This window comes from Gimesia sp., assembly GCF_048260065.1.
Classification (GTDB): domain Bacteria; phylum Planctomycetota; class Planctomycetia; order Planctomycetales; family Planctomycetaceae; genus Gimesia.
Genome location: NZ_JBLXHC010000025.1, coordinates 39,659 through 63,244, shown reverse-complemented (window position 1 = coordinate 63,244; position 23,586 = coordinate 39,659). Strand labels below are relative to the sequence as shown.

The window sequence follows — 23,586 nt, the reverse complement described above, 5'->3', positions numbered from 1 at the left end:
AAAAAGAAGGGGCCGAAACCGAAATCACTTCCCACGGCGAAAGAAGAATCGAACCCGGCTTTGATCTCGATTGACCGCTCCAAATCCTCGGCGGACAGGATGCGTGCGAAACAGGGGAAGAAGTCATCGCCGGCGAGCAAGTCAACTGCCGCTTCGAATTCAAAACCATCTGTCTCAACGAAGCCTTGGATGATCGCTGGGGGAATTGGTGGACTGGTACTGCTGCTGGGGATGGCTTTTTTCGTTCGCGCTGACAAGTACGATGTGCAGGTCACGCGAGATGATCCGGAGATTACGCTTAGCGTAGACGGCGAAGTTCTCAACATCAAAGAAGATCATGACGTCATTGAACTGTCCGCCGGCGAACACAAACTGCAACTGGAAAAAGCAGGTCTTCCCACACACACCGAAGAATTCAGCGTCGCCAAAGACGGTACAACCACGCTGACAGCGGCCGTGGTCAACGGCAAACTGGACGGGCTGTTCAACGGAGAAAAGCTGCAGACGGAATTGTCTCCCGCCACAGTCAAGACGCCATCAAGGGGCGTGAACTCACCAACAGCCAGGGAAGAATTCGCCCTTGAGTTCGACGGTAAGAGTAAGAATGTGGTAATTATACCGCAGACCAACTGGAATGAACGCGATGAATTGACATATGAGGTTTTTGTTCAGGATTCTGATGTTAATAATCATGAGAGCGGGATGAAATATGTCCTCAATCATCATTACACATGTGCTTTCCTTCGCTGGATCGATGGGTGGGGGTTTATGGCCAATCTGGAAGGTAAGAACGGTGAGAAATTGGTGCGTGTTTCCTCATCGAAACAACTGCCTGCTCCAGGAGACTGGGTCCATTTAGCGGGAGTCATTAAGAACCGTACAGTTCAGCTGTTTGTGAACGGGGAGCCGATGGAAGCGAAACAACTCCCTGAAAAAGTCAATTCGAAAAGTGGGAATACAATTCAACTGGGACCTAATTTTTCTGGAAAAATTCGCGGGGTCAAAATTTCGAAGACTGCTCGCTTTGACAAACGCTTTGATCCCCCTCAGCAGTTTTCTAACGATGCCGACACCCTTGCTCTCTATCACTTTAATGAAGGCTCTGGCGAGGTTCTGAAGGACTCCTCCGGTAACGGATATGACGGGAAGATCGATGGAGCGAAGTGGGTGCCATTGGAACAGACTGTTGCAAGCCAGAACCCCGAGAGAAATGATGCACTTTACTTTAATGGAAGAACGAGTCGAGTCGAAGTTCCTGATTTTCAACTTTCCGGCTCCCCACCGCTGACGCTTGAAGGGTGGCTGACGCCTTCTCCAAAGTCGACATCCAATGCCATTTTGTTCTATGGCGGCAAGCTAGATTCTTTGACCATTCAAGTGGGTGGGATTCGCCGCTGGGAATTTGGGGGAAGACAGGCAAGCATAGATCGGCGGGTCGAAGTTTTTGGTCCGAAGATCAATAAGTGGGATACACGAACGCACGTCGCAGGGCAATGGGATGGCAAATCACTGGAACTCTTCATCGATGGGAAACCAGTCAAACGGAAGGATAATACCGGGAGCTTTACTCCGCAGGGGACGCTCGAAATCGGTGGTCATAATGGCTCTCGGTTTAAAGGCAAAATCGATGAAATCCGCATCTCAAACACACTGCGATACAATACGGAATTTACTCCACCAGACGTATTTACCAATGATCAACACACCCTTGCCTTATACCACTTTAATGAAGGCTCCGGCGACATCCTGAAAGATTCTTCCGGCAACGGACACGACGGGAAAATCATCGATGCCAAGTGGGTAAAAGTTGATGCCGAGACAATTGCTGCTTCGCCCCCGCCCCCCGCCATCGCTCCGTTAGACGCAGCTCAGGCCCAGGCACATCAAGAAGCATGGGCGGACTATCTTGATCTGCCGGTTGAGAAGGAAGTTGAACTGCCTGGCGGCGAGAAGATGACATTCATGCTCATACCCCCCGGCGAATTCACGATGGGGACGGGCGAAGAAGAAAAAACCAGATTCCTCGAAGAAGCAATTACATCGGAAGACAAATTCTCTATCCAGCGAATTCCGATAGAAGGCCCACAGCATCGAGTTCGGATTACGCGACCATTCTATCTGGGAGCTTACGAGGTAACGCAGTCGCAGTGGGAAGCAGTGGTCGGCACCAATCCGTCGAAGAATCCAGGCAATCCGACGCATCCTGTTGAAATGGTGAACTGGGATGACACACAATTATTTTTCGCTAAATTGAACAAGGACTCAACCGACCAGTCCCTGAAATTTGCTTTACCCACAGAAGCACAATGGGAATACGCCTGTCGCGCGGGAACGGCAACCCTGTGGTATTGTGGTGACAATGATGAGGACCTGTCGCAATTTGCGTGGTATCTCCAAAATGCTCGTAGTACAACTCATCCGGCAGGCCAACTGAAACCAAATGCGTTCGGTCTGTACGATATGCACGGAAACGTGTTCGAGTGGTGTAGCGACTGGTTTCAAAAAGACTCAATCGGTTACTACGAGAATTCACCCGTCGATGATCCAATCGGTCCCGCATCGGGAACTCATCGCATAAATCGCGGTGGAGCTTTCCTTTTCTCTGCATCCCGCCAGCGATCAGCTCATCGCAATTTCGAAGGACAGAACCGCGGTTTTTCCATCATCGGATTCCGGGCGGCAATGATGATCGACATAGCGAAGTTGGTGAAAGCTGATAACGATTCGAGTCAGACAATCGACCTGTTGGCTGATCTCGTGCCAACGGCATTGAATTCCAGGAATATGACATGGCAGATGCAAGACGGAATCCTTGCCGGCAGCAGCAGTGCATCCAGGCAGAAAAAAGATTGGGTCGGTGCGAAGTTTCCACAGGAAATCGGCGGTGATTTTGACATCGAACTGGAGTTGAAGCAATCGGGCTTCGCTCCGTTGCAGATTGACTTACCGCTGGGCGATAAGCAGGCGATCCGCCTGCATCTAGGCGGACTCGGCAGTGCGCTCATGGTAATCGATGGCAAAGAAGATCGAGACGCTGCTCCAGAGCACAGTAACAAGGACGCCAGGTTGAAAAGAAATGTCTGGCAGCGCTTGACGGCAAAAGTCCGCCACCACGGTGAAAACGTCAGCATCGATGTTGCCCTGGACGGAGACCGCGTTGGTCACTTCTTTGGGCTGCGTTCGCGCATTACGTTTCCCAAATGGGTCAAACCCGATCCAGTCCATGTCAAGTTCGCGGGAACCGGTAATTCCAGCACGCTTGAACTGGAATTTCGCCGGGCGTTGGTCCACATCGATCCCCCTGCGGCTATGGAACTTGAAAAAACGAGCCCGAAGTAGACGCTGTCATTCGCTGTCGGGGGTTTGCTCTTCACTCAAATGTCAGCGTGACTTTGTCAATCATCGGCTTCGACTTGTTCTCGGTCGTGTCTTTCAGTTTCAATTCGAAGCCGAAGCCATAGCCGGCGGGTAAACCTGTCAGACCGAGTTTCGCGGGGGTGCGTTTGACGTGCTTGGAGAGACCAGGGGTGTAGTCGTACGTCTCTTTGACTTCCTTCCAGTCGGTCCAGGTATCGGGACTGCCGTCGTTGGTGGTATCGACGCCGACGCGGACTTCGACCTGTTCCACCCAGGGGCCGGGACTTACGAAATCGGTCGATTGTTGTGTGAACAGATAGAAGCGGCCTTCAGCGAAGCCGATGTCGGGGTCGGGATGTCCTTCGCCGATCTTGTCGCACCAGGTATAAGGTCCATCAATAGTTGGGCTGGTGAACCAGGCGACGCTCATGTGTCCGCCGCCGGCGGGATCGTAATCACCGAAGATGTAGTAACCAGTGTGCAGAACAGAATAAGCAGCAGGGACGATTTATGTTTCATGAAGAGGTTCCAGATTGTATTGAGAGCTTAAAAAAATGAATTTAATCTTAGTTCAGACTAGCCTGCCGGGGGAGGGAATGCAATGTGATGCTGACAGGGAGGAGCGATTCTCGTTGTGACGGCTCCAAGGACGAGTTAGAATTAAGAGAGAGTCGTACAGGAGAAACAGGAGCAGGTCTTCTTTTCAAAAAGCAGAAATGTGATGAATGATACCTCACCAGATGCTGCAAAAGATGAGAGTACACCGGATATAGATGAAATCTGGTTATCCAGGATCCGGTGGTTTCTTGCAGGTGCGCTGCTGGGGGCTTCCATTCCGATCATGCTGGCCGTCTATCAGATTCAGCAATTTTCCGCCTACACTGCAACTTTACCTCCCGGTACCGCCGTCTGTGGTATGCCAATGCTCATCCCCATAGCCCTGATCTTGTTTGTGGCTCCGATCATGGGACTCATTGGTGGTGGTACAGGCCTGCTGCTCGTTGTGATCAAACAACGGAGGAGCTAGAATTTAAGACACCACTCCATTCGTGAATGAGACTCATCAAAGAGGTTTCTGCCATGTTACGTGCGCTGCTGTCTGTGATTGTACTGCTGCTACTCATCTCGACCGCCTGGTCGTCGGAACTCACGCAGCCGAACATCCTGTTTATCATGGTGGATGATCTGGGTAAGGAGTGGGTCAGCTGTTATGGTGCGGAAGATATCAAAACGCCGTCCATCGATGGGCTGGCGGCGACCGGGATGAAGTTCAATAACGCGTGGTGTATGCCGCAATGCACGCCGACGCGGGTGACGCTGCTGACGGGCCAGTATCCGTTTCGACATGGCTGGACCAACCACTGGGATGTCCCCCGCTGGGGCGCGGGCGCTCACTTCGATCCGCAGCAGAATACGACTTATGCGAATGTGCTGCGTGATGCAGGTTATAAAACGTGTGCCGCGGGGAAGTGGCAGATCGATGACTTCCGCGTCGAACCCAATGCGATGCAGGAAGCGGGCTTCGTTGACTGGTGCATGTGGACGGGTTTCGAAGCAGACAACCCGCCCAGTGCCGAGCGATACTGGAACCCGTATATCAACATCAAAGGGAAAGGGAGCAGGACCTACACCAGTCAGTTTGGCCCCGATCTTTATTGTGACTATCTGATCGACTTCATCGGCAAGCACAAAGACGAGCGAATGCTGCTGTATTACCCGATGGTGCTGACACACAGTCCTTTGACCACCACGCCCGAAAACAAAGACGAAACCGACAAAAGGCGTCTGTTTGCCGGGATGGTGCGTTACACAGACAAACTGGTCGGCAAACTGGTGGCAGCGCTCGATGAAGCGGGCATTCGCGAAAAGACAATCATCGTCTTCACGACTGACAACGGAACGGGAGGCATGACAAATGGTCGCCTGGGCCATCTGGTACAGGGCGGCAAAACGAAGATGTCAGAACAGAACGGCACCGCGATGCCGTTTATTGTGAACTGCCCGGGCACGGTTCCAGAGGGGGGGACCACCGATGCGCTGGTCGACTTCACCGACATCCTCCCCACGTTTGCAGCACTGGGGGGCGGCAAACTGCCTGCCGGTCGCGCTGTGGATGGAAAGTCATTCGCGCCGCTGATTCTGGGGCAGACCAAAGTGGGGCCGCGCGAGTGGATTCTTTCGATGGGAGGCGGCCCCGCGGCGCTGCGTGACGGACGCGTGCAACCTGCGCTGGACTACGACGACCGCGTGATCCGCGACAAACATTATAAACTGTGGATCGACTCCGACCGGAAGCCGATCAAACTGTTTAAAATCAGCGGAGATCAGTGGGAAGAACAGAATCTGATAAACTCGACCGATGCGGACGACAAAGCGGCGCTCCAGCGGCTGACCACCATCGCGGCACAATTTCCCACAAAAGACGGTGCTCCCAGATACGAGAAGAACCCGCCACAAAAATGGGATCAGAAACCGGGCATACCGGGAGAGAAAAACAGACAGAAACGCAAAACCAAAACAAAATAGTGATTGCTGTTAAGTGGATGCTACCCCTTAAAGTACGAGACATGAAATATTCAATGGATTGAACGAGTGACAGAGACGAACATGAAAGCGGTGGATGATGCGGCCGTGGATTTTCTGCGGGAAGATCAGTTGAGCCTGGGGATCGTCCTCGGGCAGTTTTTGAAAACAATTTATCTGTCTGTCATTTTATCCTGCTGGATGTGCCTGCGACTCATGGGCACTTTGCCCGGAATGATTGTGATGGTGCTGTTGATCGCGGGGCTTGTTTCGGGGGTGATTCAATTGCCCACCGAACCATTGGGGGCCTGGAAGGTGTTCAAAACGCTGCTGTTTGTGATTGGCGGCAGTGCCCTGCTGCTCTCACTGTTTGGATTGTTTGCGATACTGATTGTACCGCCCGTTGTTTTCGAGAAAGACCAGGTTGTCATTGGCAGCAGCCGCATTGCTGTGTCGGAGATCACCCGGCTGAAATTATCTGAGTGGGCACGTTCGCGATTGCTTACCATCTGTTACGAGCAGAACGGCGTGATTACGGAAATGCCGATCAATCTGGTTCGGAACGAAGCGACGCAACGCAAACTGGACGTCCTGCAAGCCTGGTGTACCACCCGGGAGATCAGTGTCGAAATGAAGTGAGTTTTAAGTTGATGATGGAATGAGGTACAGGCGACCCTATTTGAGAACGATATGACAATGAACGGTTCATTCGCAACAATCCTTCACGACTTGTATACTCTGAGCAGAGCCGACTCTGGTCTTGAGGCGTGTGGAACGCAGAAGCATAAGTTTGAGCTGCAGGACCGGCTCACAGAAACTGAAGTCGGTCAGTTTGAAGAGCAGCACGGAATACAATTACCGATTGAGTACCGCCAGTTCCTGTTGCAGGTCGGGAATGGCGGCGCTGGTCCCTGTTATGGCATCTCTCGATTGGGAGAATTTGCCGGCATACCCTGGGAGGAAGTTCCGGGGCTCGTGGGAGACCTGGCTGCTCCTTTCCCTTTTTCAGATCGCTGGAATGAAGACAGCCTCAGCAAAGATCTTTCGACTGAAGAACAATATCAACGGCAGGATCAATACTGGAGTCCTCAGCATGTGAATGGTGCCATTCCGATCTGTGATGCTGGCGATAATCTACGATTCATTCTGATTGTAAACGGGTCGGAAAAGGGGACTATCTGGTTAGACGATCGTGCTGACTGGCAGGGGATCTACCCTGTCACGACGGAGTCAGACAGGCGCGTGTCATTTCTGAAATGGTATCGTTCCTGGCTGGATGACCAACTGGACCAGGGCACGTAGTCGACTTCCTCGTGAGTTCGCCGCCGAGCAGACCCTGTTCGCTTCACACTGATTGAAAGAGAATCCAACAAACATGACGAGCACTGAATTCTGGTTAACACCTTTGATTTTGCTGCCGGGGGTCGCGCTGCTGATTGTCTCGACGTCGGCCCGTTATGGTCAGATTCATACCGAGTTTCATCATCTGCTCGATCATCCCGATGCCCATTCTCAAATTCTTTCCCGCAACCTGCAGCAACGAGCCCGTCTGTTTCGCGATGCGCTGGCCAGTCTGTATATCAGCGTGGGACTGTTCTCGCTGGGGAGTCTCCTGGGCGGTGTCGTGAATCTCTGGCGTCCGCAATCCCTCTGGTTCGTGGGTGGGCTGATTATCATTGGCATCGGCTGTGTTGTCTTTGCTTCCGTGCAACTGGTGCGTGAATCACTGTTGAGCCTGAATGTGATTGACGAACACTTTGAACGAGTCGAACGTGATTGCAAGCCTTAATCAGAGCCAGACAGCAGGCGGAATCGAAAGGGGGAAACCGACCACAAAACCCTCAGAAATTGTTTGGCACCCCGAAATCGGAGTCCGTATAATCGGGGCATGACAAATCGCAGATCCTTCATCAAATCGGCAGCGGGGCTGGGTGCCTCGCTTTCATTATTCGCATCCTTCAAAGCGCGTGCGCAGGAGAGACCCGCTCCCCGTCGCCCTCTGATCCTCTGCAGCCGCGGCGAAGAGTGGGCTGAAAAGGTACTCCAGCCCGGCTGGGATGTGCTGGAAGCAGGAGGCGACATTCTCGATGCGGTTGAGAAGTCAGCCCAGGTGACCGAACTGGATCCGGAAGATCAGTCCGTCGGATATGGCGGACTTCCAAACGAAAACGGGGTCGTGCAGCTCGATGCCTCGTTCATGGATGGCCGGACCCATAATTGCGGTTCGGTTGGGGCGCTGGAGAATATTAAGACGCCGTCCTCCGTGGCGCGATTGGTCATGGAGCGGACCGATCATATTCATCTGGTCGGCGAAGGCGCCCGTCAGTTTGCCCGGGCTCACGGATTTAAAGAGGAGAATCTGCTCACCGATAAATCGCGCAAGATGTGGCTCCGCTGGAAGGAGAATCTGAGCGACAAAGACGACTGGCTGCCTCCCAAAGACGGAAATTACGATCTCGACAAACGGCCGACGGGGACCATCAATATTCTGGCACTGGACAGCAAAGGCGATCTGGCCGGCTGTACGACGACCTCGGGACTGTTCGGCAAGCTGCCGGGCCGGATCGGCGATTCTCCCATCATCGGTGCGGGACTGTATGTGGATAACGAAGTCGGAGCCGCGGGCGCGACGGGGCGGGGGGAAGAAATCTTAAGGACCTGCGGCAGCTTTTTCGTCGTTGAACAGATGCGGGCCGGCAAAAGTCCCCGCGAAGCCTGTCAGGCACTTTGCGAGCGGATTGTGAAAATCAACGGCGGTCCGGACAAAGTCGACTTCAATGACAAGATCGTCGCCATCAATAAAAATGGGGAAGCCGGCTGCTTCGCGATTCGTGGTCCGAAGAATAAGCCTCCTGAAGCAGCCATCATCACCGCAGCGGGAATCCAAATCATCAAAGGGGCTTACCTGATTGAAACCTGATGATTTTTATAGACACGACTTTTGTGAACGGTTCTTCCAACATGCTCTCTATTGGGAAATTTCACAATGATCAGATACTGTCAGCTTGTTTTCGTTTTTGCCATTGCCTGTTTGAGTCTCTCTGAGGTCGTACGGGCGGAAGGTTATCTGACATCGATCGGCAAAGGGGCAGATCGAATTCCTGTTGTCGTGGTCAAGGGCACGCCTTATGAGATGGGGAAGCAGCAGGGGGAGTTGATCAAAGCCGACGCGACTCAGATGATTCACTCCCTGTTGAAAAAAATTCAGACCGCAGCGCCGGAACGTTGTTCAAACGCCAGTCTCGATGCAGCCTGGAAAGCGATCGCACCGCATACCGATACTCGATTTAAAGAAGAATTGCGTGGCTTTGCAGAGGGGACGGGTATGTCATTGACCCTGCTGCAGCGGGCACATGCGTTGCCTGTGGTGATGGATTATTCCTGCAGCAGTATCGCCGCCTGGGGCGCTGCCACAAAGGATGGTCATCTCTATCAGACGAGAAACCTGGACTGGTCAATGGAACTGGGTGCGCAGGACTACCCCTGCATTACCGTCTATATTCCTGCGGAAGGAATTCCGCACGTGAATATCACGTTCGCGGGGTTCATCGGCGCCAATACGGGAATGAATGCGAAAGGAATTGTGCTGTCGGAGATGGGAGATTCCCCCGGGAAAGAGTATCCCTTTGACATGAATGGCGTGCATTTTACCACGCTGTTTCGACAGGTGATGTACGATGCGGATGGCCTGGAGCCCGCAATTGACATTTTTAAAAATGCGAAACGGATGAAAAAGTATCACTATGTGGTCGGCGATGGTGCCAATCTGCGAGCCGTGAAGATGCTGGCCCATGCACCTGATCTCGTTATCTGGAATGATAATGACCCGAAAGATGAACTGGCGCCGGAAGTCATGAAAAACCTGGTGTACCAGGACGAGGGCCGCGGTGCGTTTCAGCCGCTGCAAAAAGTGTATGGTAAAATTGGCGCCCCGGAAATGATTGATATCGCCTGCCAGATTCCCATCAAAGGGGGAAATATCCTGGACGTGGTTTACGATGCCACCGCGCTCGAGTTCTGGGTTTCCTATGCCGAAAAGCAGAATGAAGCATATCAGCGCCCTTTCGTGCACTTCAAAATGAAGGATTATCTGAAGTAAGCGCTGCTTCTGCTTTCCTCAATTCGTATAAGGCACGGTTCCTGTTTTCGGGTCGACCTTGTGGCCGAACTTGGCAATGTACTTTCCGCCGGGCAGAAACTGATCATTCTGGGCGGCCATTTTTTTCTTGAGCAGGGCATCGAGCTCGGCCTGGATCTCTGCAGCTGCTGGTACGTTACAGAGGTTTCGCTGTTGAAATGGATCCGCCTGGTTGTCGTACAACAGCCACGGACCTTTCAGATCGCGGACGTAAGTATAACGGGTCGTTCGCAGACCCCGGTATTCTTTTCCCCCTCGACTCCGCTGCCATTCACCGAAGGGGGAAGGGCAGGTGATGACCGTGGCACCATCCGAGGGATTTTTCCCGCCCCGCAGATAGCCGCTATAGTCCAGCCCTTCGACGGTTTCGGGAATCGATACTTTACAAAGTCCCAGAAGCGTGGGCATCAGGTCTTCGGAATTGATCGGTGCATCGACGGTGCGACCTTTGTCATGTTCTGCTCCGTTTAAGCGGAAGAGCATCGGCACCCGCAGCGATTCGTCCCACGGTTTCTGTTTGCGGATCTGTCCGTGGGAATGCAGCATGTCGCCATGATCGGAGGTGAAGACGATGATTGTATTGTCGTCGATGCCGGTCTCTTTGAGTGTGGCCAGCAGATCGCTGACGCAGTCGTCGAGCGCACTGCAGTGGGCATAGTAACCGGCGAGTTCTTTTTTCGCGGCGGCCTGCTGATCTTTTGGTACATTGGGACGCAACCTGATGTTCTCGGGATCATACATGCTCTGGTATTCCGGAGGAGCGGTATGATACGGATTATGAGGCGAACCGTACGACATCACCAGCAGAAACGGCTGTCCCGCTTTCGACTGGTTGCGAATAAACTGCCGGGCGACGCGCGTCTGGGCGAAGGCATCGTAGCCTTCCCAGGTCTGTCGCTCGGGCGAGTCGGCATAGTAGAATGATTTGTTGTAGTTATGCGTGCATTCCAGTGCCCGCCAGAATTCAAATCCCTGTCGACGTTCGGGAGGTGTGAAGGACGTGCGCCCCCGTCCGTCCAGATGCCACTTCCCGATGAATCCGGTTTCGTAACCCGCCTTGTCCAGCACTTCGGCAATCGTGACCGATTCCGCTGGCAATTGCACGTCGTTCAGAAAGACACCGTGCGTTAAGGGACGTTGTCCTGTCATCAGTGACGCGCGGAAGGGGCAGCAGACCGGACAGCCGGAAACCGCGTTCTGAAAGTTGACACTCTTTCGGGCCAGCGCGTCGATGTTCGGCGTTTTGACCTGCTCATTTCCCGCATAACCAAGCGACTGCGCCCGCCACTGGTCAGTGAGGATGAATAAAATATTGGGCTGCTGTTCTGCCTGAACCCAGGCGGGAGTGATCACGAAACAGAGTAACAGGAAAACAGAAAAACGAGTGAGCATGGTGAGCGTCCTTTATCAAACAGTCGTCTCTGCGGTGCAGATGCGACTGGTCTCTATAATGATGAATGTGAATTCTCAATTATCCGACAGAGGACGTACCAATTGCAACGCCAAGGGTGATTAACTGGCGGGTGGACCATATAGTTTTGTTTCCCAGTCCTCAAACGGTGGCGTCACGGAAAAGCCTGGATCACAGTACGACCGTAGATAATCGGTAGCTCGTTTCTGTGCGTAAGTAAAATTCAGGACCTGTCCATTTTTATCAAGCTCAAGCACATTAGTAAAAATTGCGAATGCCTGTTCTATGGAACCGGGTTCATTTCCATAAAGCTCTATGTAGTCCACATCCTCGAGCATGTAGTGTGTCCCACTTGCCATAAAATAAGCGAATGTCCGTAAAGCTCCACTGAAGTCATTACTCAGTTTCATGATCGATAGTTTCTGATTCGTGATAACATTGGTGGAAAAAGAAGCGAATCGATTCCTGGAAGGAATCGCTTTCCCGGTTATTCTAACGCGAGCAACTCCTGCTGCAATTCGGTAATTGTCTGATAGCGTTCCCGAGGATCGTCGAACAGACAGCGACTGACGATGCGGGCAACTGGTGTCAGTTTCTTATCTACATTGCTTAGTGCGAACGGTTTCTCGGGCAGTCTGCCGGTGACCAAACTCCACAACAGGACGCCCAGGCTGTAAATGTCTGTTGTTGGCGCTGGCAGATTCAGGCCACTCAGAATCTCCGGAGCGATAAATCCCGTTGTGCCTCCAATGTGATTTCCGCTTGTTGCTGCATCACCGGCGATCAGAAACGCGAAGCCGAAATCCGTCACCCGCACATTACCCTGTTTGTCCTGCAGGATATTTCCCGGTTTGAGATCGCAGTGAATGATTCCCTGATCGTGCGCGTAGCCGATTGCGTCCGTCACGTTGTTAAGAATTTTCAGAGCAGCCTGGATTGAAAAGGGTTGTACATCCAGTTGTGATTGCAGGTCGATGCCATCAATATGGTCCATGACCATGAAGTAGCCTCCCCCCGGGAATCGACCCAGACCTGCAACGCGTACAATATTCTGGTGATGCAATCTGGTCAGCAGTTGTGCCTCTTTAACGAACTGGGACACCGCGCGCTGATCAGACTGACGACTTTTGTGCAGCGCCTTGACTGCCACTGTTTGTTGTGTCCCTTTCACTCTGGCGCGATATACTTTTCCCATGCCACCCGAACCCAGCAGCTGTTCTAAAACATAATCCGAATAGAGCAGGGGGGCTTCAGGCTCCCTTTCGGGTCTACGGGAGACATCATCCGTGGAGTCACTCTGCGATAATCGTTGCTCCACTTTCCGTCGGGCATTCGCCAGTAGTCTGCGGACCGTTCGTTCCGATTTATTGAGGGATCGGCTGATCTCGGGGTTCTCCTGTCCCTGCAGACTTGCCGTCAGGACCAGACGTTCTTCCGGCGGAAGCTCCTGGATCACCAGATGTAATTCTTCGATGATCGCGACAACTTCTTCTGCGGAAGGTTCCGGCGTTTTTGCTGCAGCTGTGGCGAGATCTGTGGGGGCTTCCCGGTTGAGGCTTCGTTTGGCCGCCGTGTGTTTTTCAATCTGTCCGTACAGCTTGTGAAGTGTGATGCTGGCCAGCAGCCGCCATAAGTCACCCGCTTTGTTCAACTGGTACTCATCGTTGCCGGCATGCACAAAAAAACTGCGGTAAGCTGATTGAACGATGTCTTCGGCGTCGACGCGACGCCCCAGTTTCGAACCGATGCGTCTGCGCGCCAGGGCAATCAGCCTGGCGACGTAGCGGTCAAAAATGGCGGTCGCCGCTTCGCCCTGGCCTGCCAGGTACATCTGCAGCAGCTCTTGTGAATTCAGGTTCGACACTTTTGTAAACGATTCCCTTAGTTCGACTTATCAAATTTCAGGAGATGTCCCGAGCGACTTTCGAATTTTTTCAGAGATTCTCTGGCCAATCATATCAGTAAACCGGATGCACTTAAGAGGAGAGACGCCAGATCGCTCCTGTAAGTTCGAAATTCATTGAGAAAGGACCCGGAATGGCCTACGTTGTGACTGCCCCCTGTGATGGCTGCAAATTCACAGACTGTGTCGTCGTTTGCCCCTGTGAATGTTTCCGCGAAGGGGATCAGATGCTCTATATCGATCCGAATGAGTGTGTCGACTGTGATGCGTGTCGCGTTGAATGCCCGATCGGCGCCATCTTTCACGAAGACGAGGTCCCGGACCAGTGGCAGGAATTTATCCAACTCAATGCAGAGATGGCGGCCAAGACACCCCCCATTACCGAGAGGAAGGCCCCTTTGAAATGAGGCGCAGTTAGAAAGAGGCCTTTTTACTTTTCCGCTTTCGGGAAGTTTGTGGGCATCTTTTTTAATTTGCTGGTATTGATCACGATCACAATGTCATCGTCAGACCCTATTTTTCCATCAAAGCCGGATGACGTTCCGACGATGACATCGGGGCCAAACTCATAAATAATGGGCCGGTCCCAGGCATCGGAAAATTCCTGTTTGTTTGTTGCGATGGCACCTTTGTGGGCCGCGGCGGTTTGCGCATGTTTCCTGATGAGTTCGATTGATCTGGCCGTTTTTCGCGCGTCGGTTTCAAACATCAAAGGCACTGAGATCAGTGTGAGAAAAAACAGGACGCAGACTAACGCTTTTACTGAGTTGAGCACTTTATCCCTCCAAGTGTACACATCTGGTTAAAAGTCCAGATCCTGTTGGGGCGTCCCTGTTTTGTCAAGTGTTTAATAAGTAAGCGAATTTAAAACCGGCTGGTTTTGCAGTGATCCAGGCAAACGATTCAGGGATGAAGCGCTGCGAAACGGGCAGGAAGACCGCCGCCTCTCGTTTTCTTCCTGGTGATATGTGACAAAAAGGTCATTTTATCACGGGTTTTCCAGCGTTTCCGCCGTTTTTCGAAATGGGAAAAATTCAGATTTTGCTTTCAATTTGATTTGCAATTTTGGTTGAAACATTAGATACTGAGACTCAGTCTCAATTAAATCGTGTCGCCCGCCAGCTTATTTGCCAGCAAGCACCTCACACCAACCCGTAAGTTAAAGAGGTATTTTTGATGGCATTTCACATTGCTGATTCCACCATACTCTCGTTGATGGAACGTCTCCCTCAAGTCACTCCGGCCGTTGATTGCAGGAATCGCTAATCATGTATGCCACGGAAGAAGACTTGAACAAACTGTCGCGCTGTTATGAAACTGAGCGCTGGGATGAAGGACTCTGTCTGTCACGGGCACTGCTGAAGCAGTTTCCCCACGATGGTCGTGTGTGGGAATTGAGCGGTATGCTGTTTCGCGAGCTGACCAGTTTCAAACTGGCCCAGAACGCGTTGGAGACGGCTACCACTTTGATTCCTCTCTCCGACCGCGCACAGCTGGCACTGGCTGACTGTTATCTGCACTCTGGTCAGAGAGAACTGGCGGAAGAAATGTTCCGGTTCCTGTATGCGAAAGAAGGGATTTCTTCCCGGTTTCGCTCGGAGCTCAAAGACCGTTTCCAGAAACTGGCTGACTTCGAACCACAGGATGAACGTGAGGTTTCGTCAGAAGACCGCGGTCCGCAACTGACTGCCGAGCATCATTACAACTTGGCGCATTCGATGGGCTATCTGGGTTATCCCCCGAATTGTGTCGAACAGGAAATCCTGCGCGCAATTGAACTCGCGCCGGAATGCCTGGAGTACCGCATCGGACTGGCAGGATTTCTCAGCCAGTTGCATCGCGCCGAAGAAGGTTACCAGTACGTCGCCAGACTGTCGTTGCGGGAGATCTCTCGGCTGCAGTGTGAGTGTTGTCTGGAGCGGCTGATCAAAGTATTTCATGCAGGAGGCGACCATCGACGTCTGCTTGCCTGCATGGACAGAGTCGAAGAAGTAAAACGCGCACAGAGAAAAGGGAAGTGTGTCAATAATGATGAAGAGTGAACGTTCTGTCAAAACGGAACCGGTCAATAAGCCTTATTACGTGAAGCTGCAGGCAGGAGTCGCCGGATACGAATCCTGCCAGGGAAAGACCGGCCGCATCCGCTCCGTCCGCGCTGATGGCTTCCTGGAAGTGGACTTCTCCTGTTCCGGCGAAGAGAGCCTGGTGTTTCTGGATGCGTATCTCGTCGAAGAATGTCTGCCGCCACAGCAGGTCGCAGAGGAGGGGGTTTCATGAATCTGATGCAACTGTTTGTAATCCACGTTGCTCTGTTTTGCACCATCGGTTTTTTGCTGGTGCTGATTATGGTTTTGAATCAGATCCTGACTCGGCTGCATAACTGGTTGCGTCGTTCTGAAGAGGTCGCGCGACTGTTTCAGAGCTCACCCGGTAAAATGTCCCGGCAGTACGGGAGCCACGCCGGCCACTGAAGATCAGCCACTGAATTTCAGATTTGTTCTGCGGAACGGTAAAATATATAACGGAAGGATCGTCACTGGTCCTTGTCCTCGTTTAAATTCAACAATTGAAGGCTTTGAAACGATGTCTGACTCAGTCAATGCGGTGAGAATTCAAATAAGAAGTGTGTGGATGTTGATACTGGCTCTGTTCCTGTCTACGTCCCCACTGACGCAGGCTGGTACGCCGCAGGAAAAGAAATCAAAGCAGGATGCACAACCCGCTGCACAGTCCGAAACTGACAGCAAACGGGCGGTTCTGCATCAGCCCTTGCTGGAGCCTCTCACCAGTTTTGGTGCCGCCGTGCTGGGCGATTATTTATACGTGTTCAGCGGACATAACGGAGATGCTCATGGCGAAGGCCGCGATCTGCTGGCGGATCACTTCCGTCGTATCAAAGTGGATGATCCTGATGCAAACTGGGAAGAACTGGCGAAACATCATCCGGCTCAAAGTACGGCACTGGTGACCGATGGAAAATATCTCTACCGGATTGGCGGGCTTTCTTTCTTGAACACGAGTGGAGAAGAGACCAACTTTAACTCCACTCAGTTTTTCTCGCGTTATGACGTTGATGAAGACAAGTGGACGGAACTGGCGCCTCTGCCGGAACCCCGTTCTTCACTCGATGCCGCCGTACTCGGTCGATCCATTTATGTCGCGGGGGGCTGGAATCTGCAGGGAAAATCATCGCGCGATGTGCCCTGGCATGAAGACATCCTGCGGTTTGACCTGGACCATCCCGAAGCGGGCTGGCACACCATCAAAGGACCCGGATATAACACGCGGGCCATCTCACTGGCGGCCTTTGACGGCAGGATCTATCTGCTGGGCGGAATCGGGGAACGGGGCATTTCCCGGAAAGTCTCCGTTTACAATCCACAGACCGACAGCTGGTCCGCCGGTCCCGAATTAAAAGCAGACAGTTCCACCGCCGGCTTCGCTACCAGTTCCTTTGCTACCGGTGGACACCTCTATTACACCGGTGGTTCGGGGATCGTCTATCGCCTGAGTGCCGATCACAGTAAATGGGAAGTGGCAGATCGTCTGCTGTTTCCCCGCATGTTCTTACGACTGTTGCCTCTATCAGAGCAGCGGCTGGTCGCATTGGGGGGAACCTCAATGACTGCAGGACGGATCGGCATTGTCGAATCGTTACGCGTGGATTCGGACAAAAACAATTTTACCAAACAGGTTTCGTGGTCGGTCAATTTTGGAGGCCAGGCAAAGCAGAGCCAGTTGCTGGTACTGGACGGACTCAAGCTCTATGCGTTCGGCGGGAATAACAGCCGCGCACCGCATAACTTTACGAAAGAAACCCTGGTCGATGAAGCGTTTGTCTTCGACATTGCCCGGCAGACTGTCGAAAAGCTGCCGGGGATGCCTCAGGCACTGCAGAGTGGCAGTGCGGTCTCTCTCTCGCAGACCAGTAAGCACGAATCTATTTTTATTACCGGGGGACTGGGCTTTGAGGGGAATGAGTTTACTTCACTCAAATCAATCTACCGCTTTAATCCTGAGTCCCAGGCCTGGAGCAAGAGCCCGGTGCAGTTGCCCCAGCCGCGTGCCATGTTTGATGCCGTGACTTATGAAGATGCCATCTGGAGCTTTGGCGGCAGTATGGTAGGCAAAGATCGCGAACTGTTGAAAACCATCGTGCACTGGTGGGGCGACGATTCCAAACCGGCTCCACTGCCTGGCGTCAGTCTCCCCACACCACGACGTTCGTTCGGAGGTGCGGTACTGAATGATCAATACTATCTGGTAGGTGGTCTGTCGCAAGCTGCCGGAATTGCAAAGACCGTAGATGTCTTCAATTTCAAAGAACGGACATGGAAAACTGCAGCTGCTCCGAAGACGCCCCGCGTCTTTCCCAGCCTGGTTGCAGCAGGAGACAAGCTGTTTCTGTTCGGAGGCTTTACGAACGTCGATGGTCATTTCTCTCCTGCCCGGTCGCTCGAAGTGTACGTTCCCCAGACGGATCAGTGGACAGTGGTCGCCGAGGAGCTGAACGGCGTTGATCCTTCCATGACGATGTTTAACTTGAATGGTCGTCTGCTGTTTTATGGCATTGATAAAACAGAGGATGGACTGGCACGCTTCGTACTGCTGGATCCTTCTCCTGAGACAGCGCCGGAAGAGGTGGCTTCTATGAGTTTCAGTGGCAGACGTCGTGATCCGGCGCAACAGGCGAAACAGGAAGCGATGAGCCTGATGCGAAAAGATGCCGACAAAGACGGCAAGCTCAGCGGCGCAGAACTGGGAGAACGGATGGCTGACTTTGTGAAGAAGGCAGATCAGAACGCGGACGGTTTTGTTACGGTGGAAGAAGCGGCTGCCGTCATCGAAAAAGAGCGCCGGTCCGAGACTCCTGAGAATGGTCGAACGGGACGCGGAAGACCAGGACGCCCCTCCCGCGATGCTAACAACAAGACCGATGAGAAAAAATCGGATGAGAACAAAACGGAGCAGGAGACCGCGAACACAAAAACACCCTGATCGGCAATTGGCCGTACCTTGACGCTCACATTCAACCCGGATTCATCACACATAAGAATACTCAGGAAAGATTTCCATAAATGAACGTTTCAAAACAGCTGCTGCTGGCAGTCATCGCGCAGGTCAGCCTGGTCTTCATGAGCCAGGCAAATGCAGGGGAATATCGATTTCAACACGAACATGTTCTGGGGACCTCACTCGAACTGCGTGTGAATGCGGATTCTCTAGAACGGGCAGAACAGGCCGAAAAAGCGGCGTTAAAAGAAATCGATCGGCTGGCGAAGATTCTCAGTCGGCACAATCCCGCCAGTGAATTAATGCAGTGGCAGAACGGTTCAAAACAGACTTCGATTTCAAAAGACCTGCTGATCGTTCTGAACAGAGCTGAAAAATGGCGACAGCTGACCGGCGGTGCTTTTGATGTCCGTGCCGGTGCATTTTCCGAACTCTGGAAACAGGCAGCACAGCAACAGCAGCTGCCGTCAGAAAAAGAACGACGCCAGATTGCAGTCGCGCTCACACAAGCACCCTGGAAGATCACTGCTGCGGGAACGATTCAACGAAATGATACGCTGGCGGTCAGCCTGGATGCTCTGGGCAAAGGGTATATTCTCGATGCCGTCTGTCAGAAGATTCAGTCAGAGTGTCCCGGTATCACCGGGCTGGTGATCAACATTGGTGGTGATCTTCGTCAGGTGGGAACGGCGTCGCGGGAGTTTGCGATTGCCAACCCCGCCGATATCTCCGAAAACGCAGCCCCGCTCATGACTTTCCGGAAGTCAGGCGAACTCGCGTTGGCGACCAGTGGGGGTTACCAGCGCTTTGTTGAAATTGCAGGGCGCCGGTATTCGCATCTCATCGACCCGCGCAGCGGATTTCCCGCCGATCAGATTCAAAGTGCCTCTGTGATCGCTCCCACCGCGATGGACGCGGATGCCGCTGCGACAGCCGTCTCGGTGCTGGGTATCACCGCAGGACTGGCTTTGATCGAATCGCTGGACGGATTCGAGTGTCTGCTGCTGGCGAACAACGGGGCCGTTCAGGCATCAGCCGGCTGGCCTGCAGGCAATGCGGAATGGCAGGCAGCTCTGGTTGCCGCTGAGGTGCAGGGGAAAACTGACGACAAGCCAGCCGCTGGTCTGAAAGTGGACTTCGCATTGAATCGCCCTGAAGGAGGCCGCTATCGACGTCCCTATGTGGCCATCTGGCTGGAAGACGAAGATGGCTTCCCGGTCAAAACCGCGCTGCTCTGGATGCAGACGAAACAGCCTGGCCCCCGCTGGCATCGCGACCTGACACGCTGGTATCGGAATGATCGTTTTCGTAAACTGGCCGAAGACAAAGAACTGATCGGCACCATTTCCGCAGCCACTCGGGGCCCTGGTCAATATCAGGCCCGTTTTGACGGCACCGATAACCAGGGCAAACCGCTGCCTCACGGGAAGTATACATTATACATCGAGGTCGCACGGGAGCATGGTACCTATCAGATCATCCGCAAACCAGTAGAGTTGCGGGCCGATCCGATCAGTAAACAGGGACTGCCAGGCAATGTCGAAATCGGAAACGCGTCATTCGAATACATTCCCTGGGCGACGAAGTAAGAGTCTACCTCTCAGATGAGTAAGCCTTCCGCGCCGCCACGGCGCAACCGATCGTGGTATGCAACCAGCGCAGCTCTGTTTCGCTGGTTGCATATCTATATTTCCATGCTCGGATTCACGATGCTGATCTTCTTTGCGGTGACCGGCATCACGTTGAATCATCCGACCTGGTTCGGTGCGAGCGAACAGTCGGTCCGTGATGTTTCCGGGAAGTTACCCAGCGAACTTGCCATCGTTGCCGGTCAACCGAATGCCAAAGCAGAAGACGCCGAGTCAGCCGGCTCCCCTTTTCAGGTCGACAAACTGGGGATCGCCGAGTGGTTACGGAGCGAGCATGGACTGAAAGGTCGTGTGCGCGAATTTGAAATCAATGAATATGACATCATGGTGGTCTTCAAAGGCCCCGGCTATTCGGCGGACATCTTTATCGATCCGACGGCGAACCAGTACACATTGACGGAGACCACAACCGGCGTGATTTCGGTATTAAACGATCTGCACAAAGGTCGCGACTCGGGGCTGCAGTGGAGCTGGGTTATCGACATCTCTGCGATCATCACGGTTCTGTTGTCAGTTTCCGGATTCGGCCTGTTGTTTTATCTGAAGAAACGCCGCACCAAAGGACTGCTGACAGCCCTCGCCGGAACCATTCTACTGGTTGCCGCCTGGGCACTCTGGGTGCCCTGATTCCGGGAAGAGGGGCTGACTGCGGCTTAAGTTTCGATCCCCGGTTCTACTGATGAATACAATACAGCTGGCTGCCGGTTCTCAGCACCAGGTAACCGTTCACAATGCCGGCACCGTAGAGGGTCGGGCGGGAGAACATGGCTGCAGAGCGGCGGCGTTCTTCTGAGTCTTCAGTGGCGGTCGGAATGTTGTTCACAGGGGGCGCGTCTTCGGTCCAGAGTTCGTTTTCTGCAACGACTTTGAATTCGTTGCCCGCCTGCAAGATCGTGGTGACTCCGTTTTTGCCAAAGAAGTAAATGTGATCTCCCAGGCCGACCGGTGTGGCCCAGCAGGATTCTTTAATGCGGCTGGTAAAAACTTCTTTGCCGTCGGTGGCGTTCAGACAGTAGACTACGCCGACCCGGTTCACCCAGTACGCATTTCCCTGGTAGACGATGGGAGTCGCCCAGGAAGGGACCGGGCTTGCGTTGGTCCAGACAAACTGAGGCTGCCAGGTCTGATCCTGCTGTTTCACTTCAAACAGGCCGTTCGACTTTTTCGCCAGTTCGTTGTTATCGCCTTCCCGTCCGGGGGAAGCACCGATCAGAAATTGTCCATTTCCAGCCGGGAGGGGGCTGGTTTTGTTGTTACCCCCCACTTGTTCGTAGGTCCAGAGTTGTTTCCCTGTCTGGGGATCATAGCCATCGACAGAACCGGCGGAACTGCAGACGACCTGGAAAGTTTTATCCACCGGAACCAGCATGGGGGAACTCCAGCTGACGCGGCTCTTACGGTCAGTCTTCCACAGTTCGCTGCCGTCGGCTTTGCTGACCCCGGTCAGATAGGACGGGCCTTCGTCGTCAATCAGAATCATCAGCCGATCCTGCCATTGCACCGGAGAGGCGGAGAGTCCGAATTTATTCTGCGGAGCACCGTAACGTTTTGTGAGTGAGGCTGCCCATTTCCGTTTTCCGGCATGCGAAACCGCAACGATGTCGCCACTTTCAAAGTAGGCGTAAATTCCATTCTCATCCAGAACCGGAGTGGGGGCTGCCCGGCTGATATACACGCTGTTTTTCTCAGGGTACGTTGAAGGTTCCACATGATCCCAGAGCTGCTTGCCGGACTGCAGGGAGTAGCAGACGACGTGCAGTTTTTCTTTGTTGGGGCCTTCCACGGAGGTGACATACACCTGATCGCCCCAGATGACCGGGCTCGACTGACCATAGCCGGGAATGTCGGCTTTCCATTCCAGGTTTTTCTCAGGCGACCAGCTGGTGGGAACGGAATCGGCTTTGATAGCCGAGGCATCCGCTCCCAGAAAACCGGGCCAGCGATCCTGGGCAGAGAGTTTTGAAGTGCACAGCAGTAACAGCAGGACGACAATACGCAGACTCATTCGTTCAATCCTCATATGATTCAATTCAGGGAAAGCGCGTCCGGTTCTGATGGCGTCGGCTGACCGGAGCGTGCAGCGGCGTGCGCGGATGGTTTCCTCCGAAAATGATTCACGGAGCCTGCCCGGCTTGAAGGCGGTGATCCTCACGACTGCATCTTAGCACGCGATCACAGAATAGTACATTGACCAACTGGTTATGACAGAGATCAGAGGCCGCTTAGATGAGTTCCGGATGAGGATGTAAAGTTAGTTCTCACTTCGGTTCGGGCAGGGCATAAGCCGCGCATTCGGCGAAGAAGAAGGTGGCCATGTTGATTTTGGAATAATCATAATGCTTGATGGCGGCTTCAATGAGAGGGCGCTGCGTACCGTCATCGGCGAGGGCGACAATCGCTGCTGCTGCGAGCGGGTTTTGCATCCAGGCCTGTTCGTACGACTTGCGTTCGCCGCGTAGAGTTTTATCGCCTGTACGGGCCAGACGTTCGGCGTCCGCCTGGGTCTTCTGCGAGAACCACGTATTGTAAACGGCCCGCCAGTTCGCATTGCCGAAGACTTTCGTGTCCTGGTTGTCGAACTTCGCATAGGCTTTGAGCGATTCAAGGGCCTGCGTGGCGTTCAGTTTTAAGCCTGTTTGATAGAGTGCCCGCAGCTTTTCGTCTGTTTCCATCGCGACAAGTTGTGCCAGCGAAGCCTGGGAGCCGACGTAGATCCAGAGCTGGTGTGTGTCAATGTGACGAATGGCGTCGCGGTCTCTGGCATAACCTTCTGCGCAGATTTCCGCCCGTGATTTCTTCGCATTTTCGGGGAACGCCGCCTGTGCTGCCTGATAACGGTCCAGCCAGATCTGATCGCCGGTCACGGCATGCATGGCCCGCAGTAGATACAGATAGCGAACGGCATCGCGGAACAGGTGGCCTGTGTAACCGCCGCGAAACTGACCTTTGAACGCGCCATCGCCGGGACAGCGCCAGCCGGTCGACTCCAGCACGTTCGCGACGCTCTCCATTTTCGCGATGATCTCCCGCCGTTCGTCGGCAGTGGGCAGATCGCTCATCACATACACATGCAGGCCGTAAAACCAGGGATGCGTCTGATCGTCGGAACCGAGTGGATAATGGCAGACGCCGTCCGTTCCCACGCCGCGCACGATCATGCCCGGCACCTCTGAGACCGACGCACACTTTATCAACCCGCGTGCCAGCCGCCGTGCCTGTTCTTTATCAACCGGATCGCCAGTACGTCGAGCCCGTTCACAGAGAGCGGGCAGATACAGGCCCGTAAACATCGGACCGTCTTCAATGGGACTCCACCAGCCAATCGCGTTGGGTTTGCCCAGCCGACAATCTTCCGGCGTCGGCAGATCCCCCACAAAGTCATGAATGATGCCGTACGAATCAACGAATCGGCCCCACAATTCCGCATGCGCCTGTTCGACACCACTGGGAGCAGGTTGCGTAACAGGCTCAGCGGCAGGGACTGCAGAGAGTGAAGTCAGTAACCATGTGAGGAGCAGTGTGCAGGAGCGTTTCGAATATTTCGTTGAAGATTTCATTAGATGTCGTTCACTTTCGAGCGCAGTATTTCTAT

General features: G+C 53.4%; 21 protein-coding genes and 1 pseudogene. 15 read left to right on the top strand and 7 right to left on the bottom strand.

Features of this window, described 5'->3' with window-relative positions; all coding sequences use genetic code 11:
- Window positions 1-3,339 (top strand): SUMF1/EgtB/PvdO family nonheme iron enzyme (locus ACN0YN_RS28910; protein WP_417388369.1); only part of this gene is annotated, 3,339 nt, incomplete at its 5' end.
- A 31-nt stretch (window positions 3,340-3,370) separates the two neighbouring features.
- On the opposite strand, the pseudogene ACN0YN_RS28905 reads toward ACN0YN_RS28910, so the two are convergent.
- A pseudogene (locus ACN0YN_RS28905) lies at window positions 3,371-3,829 on the bottom strand (hypothetical protein); the annotation flags it as partial.
- A gap of 249 nt (window positions 3,830-4,078) precedes the next feature.
- Between ACN0YN_RS28905 and ACN0YN_RS28900 the strand changes: the two are divergent.
- The 7 genes from ACN0YN_RS28900 to ACN0YN_RS28870 all read left to right on the top strand — a co-directional run bounded on the left by ACN0YN_RS28900 (window position 4,079) and on the right by ACN0YN_RS28870 (window position 9,979).
- Window positions 4,079-4,384 (top strand): hypothetical protein, encoded by a 306-nt coding sequence (locus ACN0YN_RS28900; RefSeq protein ID WP_417388368.1) that lies wholly within the window; start codon window positions 4,079-4,081, stop codon window positions 4,382-4,384.
- A gap of 53 nt (window positions 4,385-4,437) precedes the next feature.
- A complete protein-coding gene (locus tag ACN0YN_RS28895; RefSeq protein WP_417388367.1) occupies window positions 4,438-5,883 on the top strand; it encodes a sulfatase-like hydrolase/transferase in 1,446 nt (481 codons plus the stop codon).
- Between the two features lie 66 nt (window positions 5,884-5,949).
- Window positions 5,950-6,519: a hypothetical protein gene (locus ACN0YN_RS28890; protein ID WP_417388366.1), complete on the top strand. Its 570-nt coding sequence runs from the start codon at window positions 5,950-5,952 to the stop codon at window positions 6,517-6,519.
- Window positions 6,520-6,576: 57 nt separating this feature from the next.
- Window positions 6,577-7,182: an SMI1/KNR4 family protein gene (locus ACN0YN_RS28885; protein WP_417388365.1), complete on the top strand. Its 606-nt coding sequence runs from the start codon at window positions 6,577-6,579 to the stop codon at window positions 7,180-7,182.
- 73 nt (window positions 7,183-7,255) lie between these two features.
- Entirely contained in the window at window positions 7,256-7,669 is a 414-nt protein-coding gene (locus tag ACN0YN_RS28880) for a DUF2721 domain-containing protein (protein WP_417388364.1), read from the top strand.
- Between the two features lie 99 nt (window positions 7,670-7,768).
- Window positions 7,769-8,800 (top strand): N(4)-(beta-N-acetylglucosaminyl)-L-asparaginase, encoded by a 1,032-nt coding sequence (locus ACN0YN_RS28875; protein ID WP_417388363.1) that lies wholly within the window; start codon window positions 7,769-7,771, stop codon window positions 8,798-8,800.
- A 66-nt stretch (window positions 8,801-8,866) separates the two neighbouring features.
- A complete protein-coding gene (locus ACN0YN_RS28870; protein WP_417388362.1) occupies window positions 8,867-9,979 on the top strand; it encodes a C45 family autoproteolytic acyltransferase/hydolase in 1,113 nt (370 codons plus the stop codon).
- Between the two features lie 18 nt (window positions 9,980-9,997).
- On the opposite strand, the gene ACN0YN_RS28865 is transcribed toward ACN0YN_RS28870, so the two are convergent.
- The 3 genes from ACN0YN_RS28865 to ACN0YN_RS28855 all read right to left on the bottom strand — a co-directional run bounded on the left by ACN0YN_RS28865 (window position 9,998) and on the right by ACN0YN_RS28855 (window position 13,293).
- On the bottom strand, window positions 9,998-11,410 hold the full coding sequence (locus ACN0YN_RS28865; protein ID WP_417388361.1) for a sulfatase: 1,413 nt from the start codon (window positions 11,408-11,410) through the stop codon (window positions 9,998-10,000).
- A 120-nt stretch (window positions 11,411-11,530) separates the two neighbouring features.
- A complete protein-coding gene (locus tag ACN0YN_RS28860; RefSeq protein WP_417388360.1) occupies window positions 11,531-11,839 on the bottom strand; it encodes a hypothetical protein in 309 nt (102 codons plus the stop codon).
- 77 nt (window positions 11,840-11,916) lie between these two features.
- Window positions 11,917-13,293, bottom strand: coding sequence for a sigma-70 family RNA polymerase sigma factor (locus tag ACN0YN_RS28855; RefSeq protein WP_417388359.1), 1,377 nt, complete (start codon window positions 13,291-13,293; stop codon window positions 11,917-11,919).
- Between the two features lie 173 nt (window positions 13,294-13,466).
- Here ACN0YN_RS28855 and ACN0YN_RS28850 point away from each other — a divergent pair, with 173 nt between their 5' ends.
- Window positions 13,467-13,739: a DUF3470 domain-containing protein gene (locus ACN0YN_RS28850; RefSeq protein WP_417388358.1), complete on the top strand. Its 273-nt coding sequence runs from the start codon at window positions 13,467-13,469 to the stop codon at window positions 13,737-13,739.
- Window positions 13,740-13,762: 23 nt separating this feature from the next.
- On the opposite strand, the gene ACN0YN_RS28845 is transcribed toward ACN0YN_RS28850, so the two are convergent.
- Window positions 13,763-14,107, bottom strand: a complete 345-nt coding sequence (locus ACN0YN_RS28845) for a hypothetical protein (protein WP_417388357.1) — start codon at window positions 14,105-14,107, stop codon at window positions 13,763-13,765.
- 493 nt (window positions 14,108-14,600) lie between these two features.
- On the opposite strand from ACN0YN_RS28845, the gene ACN0YN_RS28840 reads away from it, so the two are divergent.
- From ACN0YN_RS28840 to ACN0YN_RS28815, 6 genes are all read left to right on the top strand, one after another.
- Window positions 14,601-15,374, top strand: coding sequence for a tetratricopeptide repeat protein (locus ACN0YN_RS28840; protein ID WP_417388356.1), 774 nt, complete (start codon window positions 14,601-14,603; stop codon window positions 15,372-15,374).
- The gene (locus ACN0YN_RS28835; protein WP_417388355.1) at window positions 15,361-15,609 is read left to right on the top strand and encodes a hypothetical protein; all 249 of its coding nucleotides are present in this window, start codon (window positions 15,361-15,363) and stop codon (window positions 15,607-15,609) included. The genes ACN0YN_RS28840 and ACN0YN_RS28835 overlap by 14 nt, the downstream gene beginning before the upstream one ends.
- A complete protein-coding gene (locus ACN0YN_RS28830) occupies window positions 15,606-15,803 on the top strand; it encodes a hypothetical protein (RefSeq protein ID WP_417388354.1) in 198 nt (65 codons plus the stop codon). Before ACN0YN_RS28835 ends, ACN0YN_RS28830 begins: the two co-directional genes overlap by 4 nt.
- A gap of 160 nt (window positions 15,804-15,963) precedes the next feature.
- Entirely contained in the window at window positions 15,964-18,330 is a 2,367-nt protein-coding gene (locus ACN0YN_RS28825) for a hypothetical protein (protein WP_417388353.1), read from the top strand.
- An 80-nt stretch (window positions 18,331-18,410) separates the two neighbouring features.
- Entirely contained in the window at window positions 18,411-19,934 is a 1,524-nt protein-coding gene (locus tag ACN0YN_RS28820) for a DUF2271 domain-containing protein (protein WP_417388352.1), read from the top strand.
- A 15-nt stretch (window positions 19,935-19,949) separates the two neighbouring features.
- Complete coding sequence (locus ACN0YN_RS28815; RefSeq protein WP_417388351.1) at window positions 19,950-20,621, top strand: PepSY-associated TM helix domain-containing protein; 672 nt, start codon at window positions 19,950-19,952, stop codon at window positions 20,619-20,621.
- Between the two features lie 46 nt (window positions 20,622-20,667).
- Here the strand turns inward: ACN0YN_RS28815 and ACN0YN_RS28810 are convergent, their stop codons facing one another.
- Together ACN0YN_RS28810 and ACN0YN_RS28805 are read right to left on the bottom strand one after the other, a co-directional pair.
- The gene (locus tag ACN0YN_RS28810; RefSeq protein ID WP_417388350.1) at window positions 20,668-21,999 is read right to left on the bottom strand and encodes a PQQ-binding-like beta-propeller repeat protein; all 1,332 of its coding nucleotides are present in this window, start codon (window positions 21,997-21,999) and stop codon (window positions 20,668-20,670) included.
- Window positions 22,000-22,252: 253 nt separating this feature from the next.
- Window positions 22,253-23,551: a hypothetical protein gene (locus tag ACN0YN_RS28805; RefSeq protein WP_417388349.1), complete on the bottom strand. Its 1,299-nt coding sequence runs from the start codon at window positions 23,549-23,551 to the stop codon at window positions 22,253-22,255.
- Between the last annotated feature and the right edge of the window lie 35 nt (window positions 23,552-23,586).

Bases quoted from the DNA above. Each gene is read 5' to 3' on its own strand.
- ACN0YN_RS28900 (WP_417388368.1), top strand. From the start codon at position 4,079: ATGAATGATACCTCACCAGATGCTGCAAAAGATGAGAGTACACCGGAT.
- ACN0YN_RS28895 (WP_417388367.1), top strand. From the start codon at position 4,438: ATGTTACGTGCGCTGCTGTCTGTGATTGTACTGCTGCTACTCATCTCG.
- ACN0YN_RS28885 (WP_417388365.1), top strand. From the start codon at position 6,577: ATGAACGGTTCATTCGCAACAATCCTTCACGACTTGTATACTCTGAGC.
- ACN0YN_RS28880 (WP_417388364.1), top strand. From the start codon at position 7,256: ATGACGAGCACTGAATTCTGGTTAACACCTTTGATTTTGCTGCCGGGG.
- ACN0YN_RS28875 (WP_417388363.1), top strand. From the start codon at position 7,769: ATGACAAATCGCAGATCCTTCATCAAATCGGCAGCGGGGCTGGGTGCC.
- ACN0YN_RS28870 (WP_417388362.1), top strand. From the start codon at position 8,867: ATGATCAGATACTGTCAGCTTGTTTTCGTTTTTGCCATTGCCTGTTTG.
- ACN0YN_RS28865 (WP_417388361.1), bottom strand. From the start codon at position 11,410: ATGCTCACTCGTTTTTCTGTTTTCCTGTTACTCTGTTTCGTGATCACT.
- ACN0YN_RS28860 (WP_417388360.1), bottom strand. From the start codon at position 11,839: ATGAAACTGAGTAATGACTTCAGTGGAGCTTTACGGACATTCGCTTAT.
- ACN0YN_RS28850 (WP_417388358.1), top strand. From the start codon at position 13,467: ATGGCCTACGTTGTGACTGCCCCCTGTGATGGCTGCAAATTCACAGAC.
- ACN0YN_RS28840 (WP_417388356.1), top strand. From the start codon at position 14,601: ATGTATGCCACGGAAGAAGACTTGAACAAACTGTCGCGCTGTTATGAA.
- ACN0YN_RS28835 (WP_417388355.1), top strand. From the start codon at position 15,361: ATGATGAAGAGTGAACGTTCTGTCAAAACGGAACCGGTCAATAAGCCT.
- ACN0YN_RS28830 (WP_417388354.1), top strand. From the start codon at position 15,606: ATGAATCTGATGCAACTGTTTGTAATCCACGTTGCTCTGTTTTGCACC.
- ACN0YN_RS28825 (WP_417388353.1), top strand. From the start codon at position 15,964: ATGTTGATACTGGCTCTGTTCCTGTCTACGTCCCCACTGACGCAGGCT.
- ACN0YN_RS28820 (WP_417388352.1), top strand. From the start codon at position 18,411: ATGAACGTTTCAAAACAGCTGCTGCTGGCAGTCATCGCGCAGGTCAGC.
- ACN0YN_RS28815 (WP_417388351.1), top strand. From the start codon at position 19,950: ATGAGTAAGCCTTCCGCGCCGCCACGGCGCAACCGATCGTGGTATGCA.
- ACN0YN_RS28810 (WP_417388350.1), bottom strand. From the start codon at position 21,999: ATGAGTCTGCGTATTGTCGTCCTGCTGTTACTGCTGTGCACTTCAAAA.
- ACN0YN_RS28805 (WP_417388349.1), bottom strand. From the start codon at position 23,551: ATGAAATCTTCAACGAAATATTCGAAACGCTCCTGCACACTGCTCCTC.